Below are 14,729 nucleotides of genomic sequence, written 5' to 3'. Positions count from 1 at the left end.
TTGCGCTGTTTAATGTCTAAATTAAATTTTGGATTGTTTTTTGTATATCTTGTATGATGGCTGCAAATCACACGTTATGATGCAGTAGAAAACACAAACAAAACACACAACAAATGAACAGGTTATTAATCATATTATTCATATGCACTTCATTTTATGCAAGTGCTCAAGAACTCCCGCTTAAAAAAGAGGCGGTTTTTCAGGAAGGAGAGGTGTTAAGCTATAAGCTTCGTTATGGCTTTATTACCGCCGCCGAGGCAACCATTAAGGTCCAAAATTCAGATTTAAAATTCGATAATAAACCAACCTACAAACTAACTGTTGATGCTCAAACTTCTGGTACTTTCGATGTTTTCTATAAAATTAGGGATCATTATGATTCGTATATCGATAAAAACGAGTTAACCCCATATTTTTATCAGGAGAATATCAGGGAGGCATCATATACCAGACAAGATAAAGCAAGGTTTAATCAAGAAGGTAAAAAGGTAGTATCAAACAGAGGTACATTTACTACACCAACAACTCAAACCTTTGATTTGGTTTCGGCGTATTATTTTGCCAGAAGTCTGGATATCTCCAAAATAAAAACAGGCGATAAATTTAAATTAAATTACTTTCTTGGCGATGAAATATCTGCTTTGGAAGTTGAATATATAGGGAAAGAAGTTGTTAAAAGTAAACTTGGCAGCATCAGGTGTTTAAAATTTAGCCCATCAATAAAACCCGGGCGAATTTTTAAAAAAGATAGTCGTTTGTATCTTTGGGTTACTGATGATGGTAACCGGGTACCGGTTAAGGCACAAGTCGAAATTTTAGTTGGTGCGGTAACCATGGAGTTAAAATCAGCTTCAGGTTTAAAATATGCTTTAGCAAAAGAATAATAATGATAGAGGTAGAACAAGTGCTGGTGCACGAAGATGTGTTAAAAGAAAATTTTGTTTGCAATTTAAGTAAGTGCAAGGGAATTTGTTGTGTAGAAGGAGATTCTGGTGCACCATTGGATAATGATGAAACCGCGATTTTACAAGAGATTTATCCTAAAATAAAGCACTTGTTAAATGATAAAGGTATAAAGGCCATTGAAGAACAAGGAACTTATGTTGTGGATGAAGACGGCGATTTAACAACCCCTTGTGTAGATAAAAACAAAGAATGCGCTTATGTGCTTTTTGAAAACGGCATTACCAAATGTGCCATCGAGAAGGCTTATGAGCAAGGTATTGTCGATTGGCAGAAACCAATTTCTTGTCACCTATATCCGATTAGGATAACAAAATATCCTGAATTTGATGTGCTGAATTATGACAGGTGGCACATCTGCCACGACGCCTGTACTTTCGGGAAGGAATTGAAAGTGCCGGTTTACAGTTTTCTCAAAGGACCACTTGTCCGTAAATACGGTGAACAATGGTATAAAGAGCTGGAAGAATCAGTTGCGGCGATGTAAATAAAATAGAAAATCACAATCTTAATCAGGTTGTGATTTTCTATTTAAATCAAGTTTCTGGTAATCTTTCCTTTTATAATATAAAGGGATGTAATACTTTCTTTAAGAATGACCGTGTCGCCTGAAGGTTATCGGACTGTTAATGATACCGAATTCCTTGACTTGCTCGAACTTATTGTCAAGGTTATTCCTGTTGCATATATTTTTCGATGTAGGGATTTCGGTAATCAGATCAGGCTTATCATTGTAACAGATCAGCATCAGTATCAGGAATCAGAAAAAACAAGAATGCTTTTAGATTTTATTAAGATAGGCCAGTCTAGCCTTCATATAATGTATTTCTGCTACGGAACTATGTTAGATTTTCTTAGAAAGGGTCATTTGTTCTTTTCTGTGAACTGCAAATTATCTAACTGTATTTTCAGCAAGACAAAATCGTTTATGCTTCCAGAAAATTCTCAGTTGTCGTTGAAAATACAGGAAGATGCGCTCAGGACTTTTAACCTAGGGATCGAAAAAGCAGCTAACTTTTATTATGGAGCGGGATTATATTTTAAAGAAAATAAGCTTAACATGGCCACCTTTATGCTGCACCAAACCTGCGAACAATTATATCGACTCATAATTCTTGTTTTTAGAAACAAAGATTTTAAAAGTCATCAGCTTCATTTACTACGGAAAGAAGCTGCGCTGTATTATCCAGACATATTCAACATTTTCCACGAAAAAGAATCTAAAGAGTTAAAATGGATTAATCTTTTGCAAGGTTCCTATTTAGGTGTTCGTTATCAAGATGATTATGTTATAACGCTAAAACAATGCATTTTTTTAAAAGAAAAGATTGAAACACTGCTTGTTAAAGTTAAATCACATTTATTTCAATGCCTGGTTTAATATAACTCAATCCAAATTTATCTATTTCAATATTTAAATTTTTAAAATTTTAAGTTGGAAGTTATGGCTTGTAAGAACGCTAGATATTCGAGAATATAGCGCAACAAAGATTCCTAAATGCATAATAAGTTGTTTATCTGTAATATCTATCTTATTTTAGCGGATTGAAATTCATATATCTCTGATAACAACGTGAAAAAAATTCTAATTACCGGTGGCGCCGGCTTTATCGGCTCTCATGTAGTGCGCCGTTTTGTAAATGACTACCCTCAATACGAGATTGTAAATTTAGATAAACTTACCTATGCAGGTAATTTAGCTAACTTAACAGATATTGAAAATAAACCAAATTACAAGTTCGTTAAAGAAGATATTGCAGATGCAGCTGCAATGAATGAACTGTTCAAAAAAGAGAACTTTGATGCAGTAATTCACCTAGCAGCAGAAAGCCATGTTGATAGGTCCATTTCAGACCCAACTGCTTTCGTTATTACGAACGTAATTGGTACCGTAAATTTATTAAATGCAGCCCGCGAATACTGGAAAGGCGATTATGATAAAAAACGTTTTTATCATGTAAGTACCGATGAGGTTTATGGTGCATTGGGTGAGGAGGGTATGTTTACAGAAACAACAGCTTACGATCCACATAGTCCATATTCTGCTTCTAAAGCAAGTTCTGATCATTTTGTACGTGCCTATCATGATACTTATGGCATGGATTGCGTAATTTCTAACTGTTCAAATAACTATGGTTCACACCATTTCCCAGAGAAATTAATTCCACTTGCAATTAATAACATTAAAAATAATAAGCCTGTGCCTGTTTATGGTAAAGGCGAAAATGTACGCGATTGGTTATGGGTAGAAGACCATGCTCGTGCAATTGATGTGATTTTCCATAACTCAAAAACCGGAGATACTTATAATATTGGCGGACATAATGAATGGAAAAATATTGATTTAATTAACCTGTTATGTACTATAATGGATGAAAAATTAGGTCGCGAGAAAGGTACATCTGCACAATTGATTACTTATGTTACAGATAGGGCTGGTCACGATTTAAGATATGCCATCGATTCTTCTAAACTACAAAACCAATTAGATTGGGTACCAAGTTTACAATTTGAAGAAGGCTTAGCAAAAACAGTTGATTGGTATCTACAAAACGAAGATTGGTTAAACAATGTAACTTCAGGCAATTATCAATCATATTACGAACAACAGTACAACAATAAATAATGGAGATTCAGGAAACGGGACTAAAAGATTGTGTAATTATTAAGCCAAGGGTTTTTGAAGATTCGAGAGGCTATTTCTTTGAAAGCTTCAATAAAAAAACCTTCGAAGAAAAAACGGGTATGTCTGGCGAATTTGTTCAGGATAACCAATCCTTTTCTACTTATGGAGTTATTAGAGGATTGCATGCCCAGGCGGGAGAATTTGCACAAGCCAAGTTGGTTCGTGTATTAAAAGGAGAAGTTTTGGATGTTGCAGTTGATATTCGTCCAGGTTCACCAACTTATGGTAAACACATCTCTGTAAAACTAAGTGCCGAAAATAGATTGCAGTTATACGTTCCAAGAGGTTTCTTACATGGTTTTTCTGTATTAAGCGAAACCGCTGAGTTTTTTTACAAGTGCGATAACTTCTATGAAAAATCCGCTGAAATTGGCATTATGTATAATGATCAGGATTTAGATATAGATTGGATGATTCCTGAAGATAAGGCATCTGTATCGGATAAAGACTTAATGTTAAATGCTTTTTCTTCATTAAAATAATATGAGTAAAATACTAGTAATCGGCGCAGGCGGTCAATTGGGACAGTGCCTTAAAACCGTAGCAGAGCGCAGAGGTATATCAGATATAGTATTTCCGGTTGAACAAGAAGCCAACATCCTGAATGAAGAACTTCTAAACACATTACTGGAGAAAGAAAAACCAGCTTTTGTTATCAATTGCGCAGCTTATACTGCAGTTGATAAAGCAGAGGATGAAAAAGATTTAGCGAAAGCCGTTAATGAAACAGGAGCTGGCAATTTAGCAAAGGCTTGCAAATCTGTCGATGCTGCTTTAGTGCACATCTCAACAGATTTTGTTTTTGAAGGAAATGAAGTGAAGCTTCTACAAGAAGAAGACGAAGCAAAACCAATTAACATATATGGCGTAACCAAACTTGATGGAGAAAAAGCGGTTATGTCTATCTTAGATAAATATTTTATTCTTCGCACCAGTTGGTTGTATTCTGAATATGCCAATAACTTTGTGAAAACGATGTTAAAACTTGGTTCAGAAAGAGATGAATTAGGTATTATTGCCGATCAGGTTGGTACACCAACTTATGCAATCGACTTAGCTAATACTATCTTTGATATTATCGATTCTAAATCTGAAAGTTACGGGTTATATCATTACAGTAATGAAGGCGTAACCTCTTGGTTTGATTTTGCTAAAGCAATATTTGATATTAGTGGAACTCAGGTTAAAGCGAATCCTATTCCAGGCTCGGCTTATCCAACAAAGGCAACGCGACCAGCTTTTTCGGTAATGGATAAATCTAAAATTAAAAGCACCTTTAACATTTCAATCCCATACTGGAGAGATAGTCTGGAAGAGTGCATTTCTAAAATAAGAAGTTTAAACGGTTAATTGTTTAAATTGGTTAATCACATTAGATAAATAATAGAAGGGTTAATATATACGAGCTGGTGAACACTTAAACAGTTCTACGAATAACCACTAAAACACGAAAATATGAAAGGTATAATCTTAGCTGGTGGCAGCGGAACACGCTTACATCCATTAACACTTGCTTGCAGTAAGCAAATGATGCCGGTGTACGATAAACCTATGATTTATTATCCGCTATCAACCTTGATGCTTGCGGGAATTAAAGAAATTTTAATCATTTCGACTCCTCATGATTTGCCGAATTTTGAGAAATTATTAGGTGATGGCGCTTCTTTAGGTTGTAAATTCAGTTATGCGGTACAAGCAGAACCTAATGGTTTAGCTCAAGCATTTGTAATTGGAGAAGAATTTATTGGTAAGGATAAAGTAGCTTTGGTGTTAGGAGATAATATTTTCCACGGAGATGGAATGGCAAAATTACTACAGGCTAGCTCAGACCCTCAAGGTGGGGTAGTATTCGCTTATCAGGTTTCAGATCCAGAACGTTACGGTGTTGTAGAGTTTGATGGCGATAAGAAAGCAATTTCAATTGAAGAAAAGCCTGAAAACCCAAAATCGGACTATGCTGTGCCAGGTCTATATTTTTACGATAATGATGTAGTAGAAATTGCCAAAAACATCAAACCATCGCCTAGAGGTGAATATGAAATTACAGATGTAAATAAAGTTTATCTGGAACGGGGAACTTTAAAGGTTGGTGTTTTATCAAGAGGAACAGCCTGGTTAGATACAGGGACATTCACCTCTTTAATGCAAGCAGGACAATTTGTGCAGATTATCGAAGAACGCCAGGGTTTAAAAATCGGCTGTATCGAGGAAATTGCTTACCGTATGGGTTTCATTACAAGTGAACAACTTAAGGCAATTGCAACGCCATTGGTAAAAAGTGGTTACGGTGCATATTTGTTAAAGCAGATCAAATAAATCTTTCTTTAAACTGTAAATAAAACTTTATAAAGGCCTCGTTAGTAATTCTAATGAGGCCTTTTCAATGTTTATTAATTAAATATTGCGGTTCAAGCTTCTAAATTTATTATGAGCACTTTATTTAGTTGTATCAATTAAGTAACTCGACCTATAGCAAACTTTATATATTGAATGGATTTTTGTAATAAATAGAACAATATATTTGCAGTTATGTAATTACTTAAACGAATTTCGTTAATCAATTTGATATGAAAGATAATTTCTCCACCCAGGCCGCAGAGTACGCAATTTATCGTCCAACTTATCCAAAAGAATTATATGATTATATTTTCTCTTTAGTAAAAAGCAAAAAAGCTGCATGGGATTGTGCAACAGGAAACGGACAGGTTGCAAGAGAGTTGGCCTTGCATTTTGAAGCTGTGTACGCAACGGATATCAGCAAAAAGCAAATTGAACAAGCTTTAAAACTGCCCAATATTGTCTATCATGTAGAATCATCTGACAAGGTAAATGCAGAAAATGATAGCTTTGATTTAATTACCGTAGCGCAGGCCATCCATTGGTTTAATTTTGATGCCTTTTACAGCGAAGTTAAGCGTACGTTGAAACCTGATGGCATTTTAGCGGTAATTGGCTATGGAATTATGAATATCGATAAAAAGGTAGATAAGGCTGTACATAAGCTTTATGAGGATTTCTTAGGTAAATACTGGGACCCCGAAAGAAGGTACATTGAAGAGAATTATAAAACCATTCCTTTCCCTTTCGAAGAAATTATTGCGCCACATTTTCAAATTAAAGCCCGCTGGAATTTTAACCAATTGATAGGTTATTTAAACACCTGGTCGGCATTGCAGCATTATAAAAATGCTAATGAAAGGAATCCAATCGAATATATGTTTACTGAACTTAAAGAGGCTTGGGGTAGTGATGCTGAGAAAGAAATTCGCTTTCCGATTTTGCTGAGGGTTGGTAGATAGGCTCCAAATTTTAACCAAACGGAGCATTCAAAACTTAAGGCTATCGTCATTGCGAGGAACGAAGCAATCCTAAAACATGATCTTTTTTATAGACCATCTGGTAAATGCATTTAGAATTATTAGAAAACGTTATTTCAGTAATTCTTCGGAAATTTCAGTCCCGCTTTACGCTGCAAGTCCGCACTCGTACCTCGCTTGCGGGCTTTTCACTTCAATCGGGTTTAGAAACAAAGAATTTTGCTAAAGCTAGCAAACGCATAATAACATGAAAAACAGCCAAAGGAGCCTGCAATAAATAGCGTATTCTTTAAAAAGAGTGTTTTATAAAACTTGCTAATATTCATTACCGTTGGTTTCAACCAACGGATAATAAAGCATATAGCTTGTATCCCTAGAAGATTGACTTGCAGTGACGACCATTTCAATTTTACAGCAAACCACAAAGTTTGCCCAAAGCTTATTTCAATAAATCCATAATCGCTAAAGGTGTCATTTTTTTCTGCTCACCGCTTTGCATATCTTTCAAAGTAAGTTCGCCGCTTGCAATTTCATCACCACCAATTAACACCACATAAGGGATTTTCTTCGCATCAGCGTACGACATTTGTTTTTTCAGCTTCGCTGAAGTTGGATAAAGTTCAGCTGCAATACCCGAAGTTCTGAATTGTTGAAGAATTGGCAGCGCAAATCGCTCAGCTTCTTCATCAAAATTGCTAATTAAAACCTTGGTGCCAATCGCTGCCGATGCCGGAAAAAGATTCAGTTCTTCTAAAACGTCGTAAATTCTATCCGCACCGAAAGATACGCCAACACCGGTTAAATCCTTTAGTCCGAACATTCCGGTTAAATCATCATATCTACCGCCACCGCCAATGCTGCCCATTGCAACTTCGTTGGTTTTAACCTCGAAAATACAGCCAGTATAATAGTTTAAACCACGGGCAAGCGTAATATCGAGTTCTAATTTTGCCGTTAAAGGCAAGGTGTACGAAATAAGATTTTCTACATATTCAAAAACCTGTTCAATTTCTTCAATACCTTTTAGTCCGGTTTCAGATGCTGCCAACACGGTTTTTAAGCTGGCTAGTTTTTCTTCGTTTGAACCTTCAAGCAATATCACCGGACGAAGTTTTTCTAAGTCGGCTTCCGTAAAACCACGTTCTAGTAATTCTTTACTTACGCCATCTAAACCAATTTTATCAAGTTTATCGATGGCAACCGTCATGTCGATAATTAAATCGGGTTTGCCAATAATTTCTGCAATTCCAGATAAAATTTTGCGGTTATTAATTTTAATATTGAAATCTTTTAAGCCTAATTTGCTTAAGGCCTCATCGTAAATCAAAATAAATTCAGCTTCGTTTAACAAGCTTTTTGAACCCACAACATCAACATCGCATTGGTAAAATTCGCGGTAACGTCCTTTTTGTGGTTTATCTGCACGCCAAACTGGCTGCACCTGAAAACGTTTGAAAGGAAGTGTAATGTCGTTTTGGTGCATCACAACGTAACGGGCAAAAGGCACAGTTAAATCATAGCGAAGTGCTTTTTCTGATAGTTTTGATGTTGCCAGTTGTGAGTTGCGTGTTGCAAGTAATTGCTCGTCAACTTTTGCTAAATAATCCCCGCTATTCAAAATTTTAAAAATCAGTTTATCGCCCTCATCGCCATATTTTCCGGTTAAGGTAGAAAGGTTTTCCATGCTTGGGGTTTGAATTTCAGCATAACCGTATTTCCTGAAAACCGTTTTAATGGTATCGTAAATAAAGTTGCGTTTCACCATTTCTACCGGAGAAAAATCGCGTGTACCTTTTGCTAATGATGGCTTAATAACTGACATAGCCGCAAAAGTACAAAATGGAATTGAAACGACCGTCATTGCGAGGCACGAAGCAATCTTAATGCGATAGATTAACAACTTCTTGGCAATGACGGGAAATGGATTATTAAATAAACCACCCCTTGCCCCTCCTAATTTAGGAGGGGAGTCGGAAGTGCGATATTTTGATTTATTTGTATTATGTGTGGTTCTTTTCTATAATTTGAACGGAACTCCCCTCCTTGTTTTAAAGAGGGGCGGGGGCAATGTCATTAACTTAAGGAGAAAACAAAAATATTGTTATCATGAGCTTGTCGAATGACATAATTTTTTGTTTTTAGATTGTAAGAACGGTCTTCGACAGGCTCAGACTGACAATGGCTTTTTATAAGTTAATGACATTGAGGGACAGGGGTGGTTTTTTGTCCTAAATGCACAAGCCAAACTCTTTAAACCCGTTAGCAGCGGATACCGGCCTTGTGGGTAAGGCCTGCAGGCGTATGAGCGAATAACGGGACTACATTCGCCAAGAATTACTGAGCGTTGTTTTTCAAATAATTAAAAGATTTTAAAAAATCTGCAATAATCTTTTACTTACTTTTGCTGCCATGATTTCATTTTTCGAAGCTTCGTTAAAGCAACTTTCTATACACCATACCGGCAATAAATTACTGGAAGAATATTATAAATTATCTGATGCGCCATTGAAAATTGACGACGAGGTATTGAGTAATTTGTTGATGCAGTATTTCTTAAAGCCTTTTGAAAAGGTAAATGAAGTTTATCATTTGTATCATCCAAGTGATAATTTGCAGCTGAACGAGGTTTTCCATTTTGCGAATGAGATTTTTGAAAATAATTCACTTTTTCACGAAAATTCGGAACAATTGGCAAAACATTTATATGATGTGGCGAACCATCCGAAAATTAAATCGGGTGAATTGTATGTTGCATACTTCGAAAAAGTGCAAATTGAGGGCGAGCAACTGGATGTTGTGGGCATTTTTAAATCGGAAAATAAAGATACTTATTTGAAAGTTTACCCGGAGCAAGATGGTTTTAATGTGAGTTATGAACAGGAAGCGATTAACATTAATAAGCTGGATAAAGGTTGCTTAGTTTTTAATGTAGAGAAAGAGAATGGTTTTAAAGTCGTGGTTTTAGACCAGGCAAAAAGTAGTAACGATAGTGCGGTTTACTGGAAGGATGAATTTTTAAAGCTGAAAATCAGAAACGATAGTTATAACCAGACCAATAATGTGCTTGGTGTTTACAAAAATTTTGTAACCCAAAAGTTGGATGAAGATTACGAAATAAGCAAAGCTGATAAAATTGACTTGCTTAACCGTTCGATGAAATATTTTAAAGAGAAAGAAACTTTTGATATCGAGGAATTCGGAAATGAGGTTATTGGCAATGCCGAAGGGATTGAATCTTTTAAAAATTACAAGAAAAATTACGAGCAGGAATATGAAAGTCCGATTGCGGATAATTTTGAAATTGCAGATGCTGCGGTTAAGAAGCAAGCCCGGGTTTACAAAAGCGTTTTAAAACTGGACAAGAATTTTCACATCTACATTCATGGCAATAAAGAAATGATTGAAAAAGGCTATGATGATGAGAAATCGATGAATTACTATAAGGTTTATTTCAGGGAAGAGGAGTAGTTCTAATTTGTTGGTTTTTTAGTTGTTTTGTTTTTTGGACTGATTTTGCTAAATTTTTTGCTGCGCCTTTAGCGCCAGATATTGATTTATTACATTAATGGTTAATTTTTGCGGTGGAGTTAGGATAGATAAAATGCCATATCGATTTAACTCTTTAACCATTAATTTTTTTTCGTAGATGAATTTTTCGGCGATGGTTTTATGGTAAATGCCTTCAACATCTTTTGCAGGTTCGCTGCTTAAACCTCTTAACTCGGTATTTTCGAAAAACACAACCAATAACAAATGATATTTTGATATCCTTTTGAGGTAAGGCATTTGCCTTTGCAGCGCAGATAAACTTTCGAAATTTGTAAAGAAAACAACCAGGCTACGTTGTTTAATTAGCGAGCGAACAGTGCTGTAGAGTGCTTCCATGTTACTTTCTAAATAACGTGTTTTCTCTTTGTAAAGCACTTGCATTATATGACTAAGCTGCGTTGATTTTCGTTCGGCAGGTACAATGGTTCCTATTTTTTCAGAAAGGGTTATAATCCCCGCCTTATCTTGCTTTATCATGGCAACTTTTGATAAGGCAACCGTTGCATTAATGGCATAATCGAGCAGGCTTAACCCTTCAAATGGCATGCGCATAACCCTCGATTTATCGATAATACAATAAATATTTTGTGAGCGTTCATCCGTATAAGTATTAACCATTAAACTACTTTTTCTTGCTGTAGCTTTCCAGTTTATGGTTCTAATGTCGTCGCCGCCAACATAATTTTTAATCTGGTCGAATTCTGTGCTTTGTCCGATTTTCCTGATTTTTTTTATGCCAAATTCGGTTAAGTGCTGCGAAGCAGCCATAAGTTCATACTGCCCTAAATTTATAAAGGATGGATAAACCGGAAGCAGTTTTGAACCGTCAAAATTAAATCTGCGACTGACCAAACCAATTACAGAACCGGTGTAAACCCTGATGAAACCGAAATCGTATTCGCCACGTTTTGTTGGCCTTAAATTGTAATGGATGGATTTAATGTCGCCAGAATTTAGGTTCAACCTAAAATCCTTATCGCGTAGCTGAAATTGAAACGGAACTTCATCAATTACCCTAAGTTTTACACCGAAGCCATATTTGTTTTTAACCTGAATTTGTATTGGGTTTTCATCTCCGTTACTTAATCTTTTTGAAGTAATCCGATGTGCGTCAATTCCATTATTTAGGCGGTAAAGAATTACAATATCCAACACTAATAAAATAAAAACGACACCCGTAAATATCTCAGGAATTTCGCCCAACCAAATAAAAAAGAATCTCAAAATAAACAATATTACGCAAGCAGCTAAAGCAGCGAATAGCCTGTTGCTTAAAAATAAGTTTTTGTAATACTGCTGGAATATATTTTTCAATTGGCGCAAATTTAAACTACGTACTATCTTGGTACTTCTATTCTTTTAATAATCTGATGAACAACATCTGTAGTAGTAATACCTTCCATTTCTTTTTCTGGCGATAAAATAATGCGGTGCGCTAAAACTGGCACTGCAACAGTTATAATATCATCAGGTGTTACAAAATCTCGGTTTTGAATGGCTGCTAAAGCTTTTGCACTGTGTATTATGGCTAATGAAGCTCTTGGTGATGCGCCCAAATATAGTGATGGATTATTGCGTGTTTCGTTAACGATTTTTGCGATAAACTCAATAAGCTTTGGCTCAACAAATAAGTTGCGGATAATTGCCCTGGCTGATTTAATTTGCTCAACGGATAAAACCGGTTTCACCTCATCCAGCAAAGTTTTATTTACCAGTGTATGCTGTTTCATTAAAATTTCGGTTTCCTCTTCGAGTGATGGATATTTAACATCAATTTTAAATAAAAACCTATCTAATTGTGCCTCTGGCAAACGATAAGTACCTTCTTGCTCAATCGGGTTTTGAGTAGCCAGAACCATAAATGGTTCTTCCATTTTATAAGTTGTGCCATCAATGGTAACCTGGCGCTCTTCCATTATTTCGAACAAGGCCGATTGTGTTTTCGCTGGTGCACGGTTAATTTCATCAACCAGAATTATATTGCCAAAAATCGGTCCTCGTCTAAATTCAAAATCGCCCGTTTTCGTATTGAAGATTGGTGTTCCCAAAACATCTGAAGGCATTAAGTCAGGCGTAAATTGCACCCTCGAAAATTGTGCAGCGATAGATTTTGCCAATAACTTTGCACTCAAGGTTTTGGCCACACCCGGAACACCCTCAATTAAAATATGGCCATCAGAAAGTAAACCGACAATTAAAAAATCGATAACTTGTTTCTGCCCGATAATGATATTACTCAGTGCCGTTCGAATTTGATTTACCGATTCGGTTAATGCGGTTAAATCTGTACGCTGGTTAAATTGTTCCTCTTCCATTAGGCTTTTGTGTTTTTATAAAAATCTTCTATAATCTGATTTAAACCAATCAGTTCTGTATCGCTGTAACTACTTAGCGTAGGTATTTGCATAATATATCGGGTAAGCGATTTTGCCATCGCTTCGTTAATTCCTGTTTTTTGCATTAATGTTGTGGCAAATGAGCTATCGATTTCATTGGTTTTTAAATAATAACGGCTACGCAAATGTTCGAGCAAATAGCTTATTTTCTTTTGGGCAATATCCAGGTTGTTGTGTTCGTGGTAATAAACGCTTCCGACAACTTGTGCATATTCTACCGAGGTGTTGGTGTATGGGTCTGCAATCGGGATAATTCTTTGTCGTCTTTTAATATCGTATAAAACAAAAAGCAGCAGGCTGAAAATGCAGAGGTAGTAAGCATATTTTAATTCAGGATGTTTAAAAAATACTCGTAAAATATCTGTCTGTCCGTTATCTGCAATATTATAATATTCATCAAAAATTAAAGTATTTGTACCTTTTAAATAACTAAGCGTTTTCGCAGCATATTCAGGTCCATATTTATCAAGCATATTAAAATTGCTGTAAAAACCTGGTCCGGCGATTAAATACAACGCACCTTTGCCGTAATCGCAACGGATAAAATTTGGCTTTTCATTCGCATCAACGCCTAAAATGGTGGTTTTTGAAGTATCGATACTTCTGTAGTATTGGTTGCCGATTCCCTTTTCAAAACCATAATTTACCACAGTTTTTAACGCAGGATTTGTAAAGTTTACCGAACTTCCATCCTGATTAAAATTGTAAGCAGACTTTAATTTTAATTCTTTCTCTACATAATTATCCAAACTGTAACTGGCGATAAATACATTGTTGCCAGCGTTGGCAAAGTTTTTAAGCTGTTCAAAATCTTGTTTAGTGATTTTTACCTGAGGTGCGATAATAAAATAACTCGCATTTGTATAGTTTTTGTCTTTAAGCGTATTGTAAATTGGCTTTGCCGATGTTTGCTTTTTTACACCAGGTAAAACATCTTGAATTCGGTTAAAGAAAATAAATGTTCCGTAGGGGATTTTGCTGTCTTTCCTGTAAGATGGCGACCAATCGGTTGGTGTTGGTTTGTTAAATTGAGCAATTAGATAAACCAATATCAATATCAGCCCGATGGCGAAATATATTTTATAACTTTTCATTTAATCGCAGCATTAAACTGGTTAAAGGAATGGTTAATTGGCTCAAATTTATTTTCATCCACAGGGAAATCTCCATACCATATGTAATCAAACTGGTGCGTAAGTTTTCCAAATGCTACCTGTAGTTCTGGCTTGCTAATTTCGGTTAGGTAATTATAATTTGTTTTATCTGCTTTCCAATCAATAATATTGGCATCGCTCAATTTCTTTAAGGTTTTTAGATACAATAGACGAACCGCTAGGCGATATTTTCCTTGTCCGATTAATTTCTGCAGCTCTTTTTCATAATTGATTTCATGAATATTTTCGTTTAAAACATCGTACTGAAGAATGGTTTCTTTAGATTTTTTGCTGAAAATATTCTCTGAACCAATAATTTTAATAATGATGTAAACCAGAATGGCAATGCCGACAAAAATGAAAAAATATTTTGAGCCTGGCGTGGAACCGGCGGTAGTAATTAATCTTGAAATCATTTCCCAAAACCACATCCAGAATCTATCCCATAGCGATAAATCTCGAATTTTAGCTTCATCATATTGAAATTCTTTTTGTTCGGAATAGGTTTCAATAGCTCTTTTGTCAAATGATGAGGCCGTTACTTTACTACTATCCCTTTTGACTGAGGCAGTAAGCTTTGGTTTCTCAACTTGCGCATAAACTTTCGCTTGCGTAAAAAGCAATAAAAAACAAACAAGAAACTTGAACGCCAATTTTAACATGT

14 protein-coding genes are annotated in these 14,729 nt (G+C 35.7%); 9 read left to right on the top strand and 5 right to left on the bottom strand.

The annotated features are described in order from the left end of the window. The first annotated feature begins 113 nt into the window (after positions 1 to 113). The 8 genes from R2Q16_RS04180 (at position 114) to R2Q16_RS04145 (ending at position 6,948) form a co-directional block, all read left to right on the top strand. A complete protein-coding gene (locus tag R2Q16_RS04180; RefSeq protein ID WP_316735325.1) occupies positions 114 to 884 on the top strand; it encodes a DUF3108 domain-containing protein in 771 nt (256 codons plus the stop codon). Between the two features lie 2 nt (positions 885 to 886). Next, on the top strand, positions 887 to 1,450 hold the full coding sequence (locus R2Q16_RS04175; RefSeq protein WP_316735324.1) for a DUF3109 family protein: 564 nt from the start codon (positions 887 to 889) through the stop codon (positions 1,448 to 1,450). A gap of 441 nt (positions 1,451 to 1,891) precedes the next feature. Then, complete coding sequence (locus tag R2Q16_RS04170) at positions 1,892 to 2,344, top strand: HEPN domain-containing protein (protein ID WP_316735323.1); 453 nt, start codon at positions 1,892 to 1,894, stop codon at positions 2,342 to 2,344. Positions 2,345 to 2,536: 192 nt separating this feature from the next. Then, the gene (gene rfbB, locus R2Q16_RS04165; protein WP_316735322.1) at positions 2,537 to 3,589 is read left to right on the top strand and encodes a dTDP-glucose 4,6-dehydratase; all 1,053 of its coding nucleotides are present in this window, start codon (positions 2,537 to 2,539) and stop codon (positions 3,587 to 3,589) included. Then, the gene (gene rfbC / locus R2Q16_RS04160; protein WP_316735321.1) at positions 3,589 to 4,131 is read left to right on the top strand and encodes a dTDP-4-dehydrorhamnose 3,5-epimerase; all 543 of its coding nucleotides are present in this window, start codon (positions 3,589 to 3,591) and stop codon (positions 4,129 to 4,131) included. The genes rfbB and rfbC overlap by 1 nt, the downstream gene beginning before the upstream one ends. Position 4,132: 1 nt before the next feature. Continuing rightward, a complete protein-coding gene (gene rfbD / locus R2Q16_RS04155; RefSeq protein ID WP_316735320.1) occupies positions 4,133 to 4,999 on the top strand; it encodes a dTDP-4-dehydrorhamnose reductase in 867 nt (288 codons plus the stop codon). A 105-nt stretch (positions 5,000 to 5,104) separates the two neighbouring features. Then, complete coding sequence (gene rfbA, locus R2Q16_RS04150; protein ID WP_316735319.1) at positions 5,105 to 5,965, top strand: glucose-1-phosphate thymidylyltransferase RfbA; 861 nt, start codon at positions 5,105 to 5,107, stop codon at positions 5,963 to 5,965. A gap of 251 nt (positions 5,966 to 6,216) precedes the next feature. Further along, entirely contained in the window at positions 6,217 to 6,948 is a 732-nt protein-coding gene (locus tag R2Q16_RS04145; RefSeq protein ID WP_316735318.1) for a class I SAM-dependent methyltransferase, read from the top strand. A gap of 457 nt (positions 6,949 to 7,405) precedes the next feature. On the opposite strand, the gene hisS is transcribed toward R2Q16_RS04145, so the two are convergent. Then, the gene (gene hisS / locus R2Q16_RS04140) at positions 7,406 to 8,788 is read right to left on the bottom strand and encodes a histidine--tRNA ligase (RefSeq protein WP_316735317.1); all 1,383 of its coding nucleotides are present in this window, start codon (positions 8,786 to 8,788) and stop codon (positions 7,406 to 7,408) included. 587 nt (positions 8,789 to 9,375) lie between these two features. Here hisS and R2Q16_RS04135 point away from each other — a divergent pair. Beyond that, on the top strand, positions 9,376 to 10,434 hold the full coding sequence (locus tag R2Q16_RS04135) for a nucleoid-associated protein (protein WP_316735316.1): 1,059 nt from the start codon (positions 9,376 to 9,378) through the stop codon (positions 10,432 to 10,434). 48 nt (positions 10,435 to 10,482) lie between these two features. On the opposite strand, the gene R2Q16_RS04130 is transcribed toward R2Q16_RS04135, so the two are convergent. Genes R2Q16_RS04130 through R2Q16_RS04115 form a run of 4 tightly spaced genes read right to left on the bottom strand, consistent with a single transcriptional unit; the run spans position 10,483 to position 14,727 of the window. After that, complete coding sequence (locus tag R2Q16_RS04130) at positions 10,483 to 11,829, bottom strand: DUF58 domain-containing protein (protein WP_316735315.1); 1,347 nt, start codon at positions 11,827 to 11,829, stop codon at positions 10,483 to 10,485. Between the two features lie 23 nt (positions 11,830 to 11,852). Further along, entirely contained in the window at positions 11,853 to 12,830 is a 978-nt protein-coding gene (locus R2Q16_RS04125) for a MoxR family ATPase (protein ID WP_316735314.1), read from the bottom strand. Then, positions 12,830 to 14,005, bottom strand: a complete 1,176-nt coding sequence (locus tag R2Q16_RS04120; RefSeq protein WP_316735313.1) for a DUF4350 domain-containing protein — start codon at positions 14,003 to 14,005, stop codon at positions 12,830 to 12,832. Before R2Q16_RS04120 ends, R2Q16_RS04125 begins: the two co-directional genes overlap by 1 nt. Further along, positions 14,002 to 14,727, bottom strand: a complete 726-nt coding sequence (locus R2Q16_RS04115; protein ID WP_316735312.1) for a DUF4129 domain-containing protein — start codon at positions 14,725 to 14,727, stop codon at positions 14,002 to 14,004. The genes R2Q16_RS04120 and R2Q16_RS04115 overlap by 4 nt, the downstream gene beginning before the upstream one ends. Between the last annotated feature and the right edge of the window lie 2 nt (positions 14,728 to 14,729).

It is taken from the genome of Pedobacter aquatilis, from assembly GCF_032678425.1.
Lineage (GTDB): Bacteria > Bacteroidota > Bacteroidia > Sphingobacteriales > Sphingobacteriaceae > Pedobacter > Pedobacter aquatilis_B.
The sequence above is the reverse complement of the archived record's forward strand: the minus strand, read 5'-3'. Positions and strand labels throughout refer to the sequence as shown.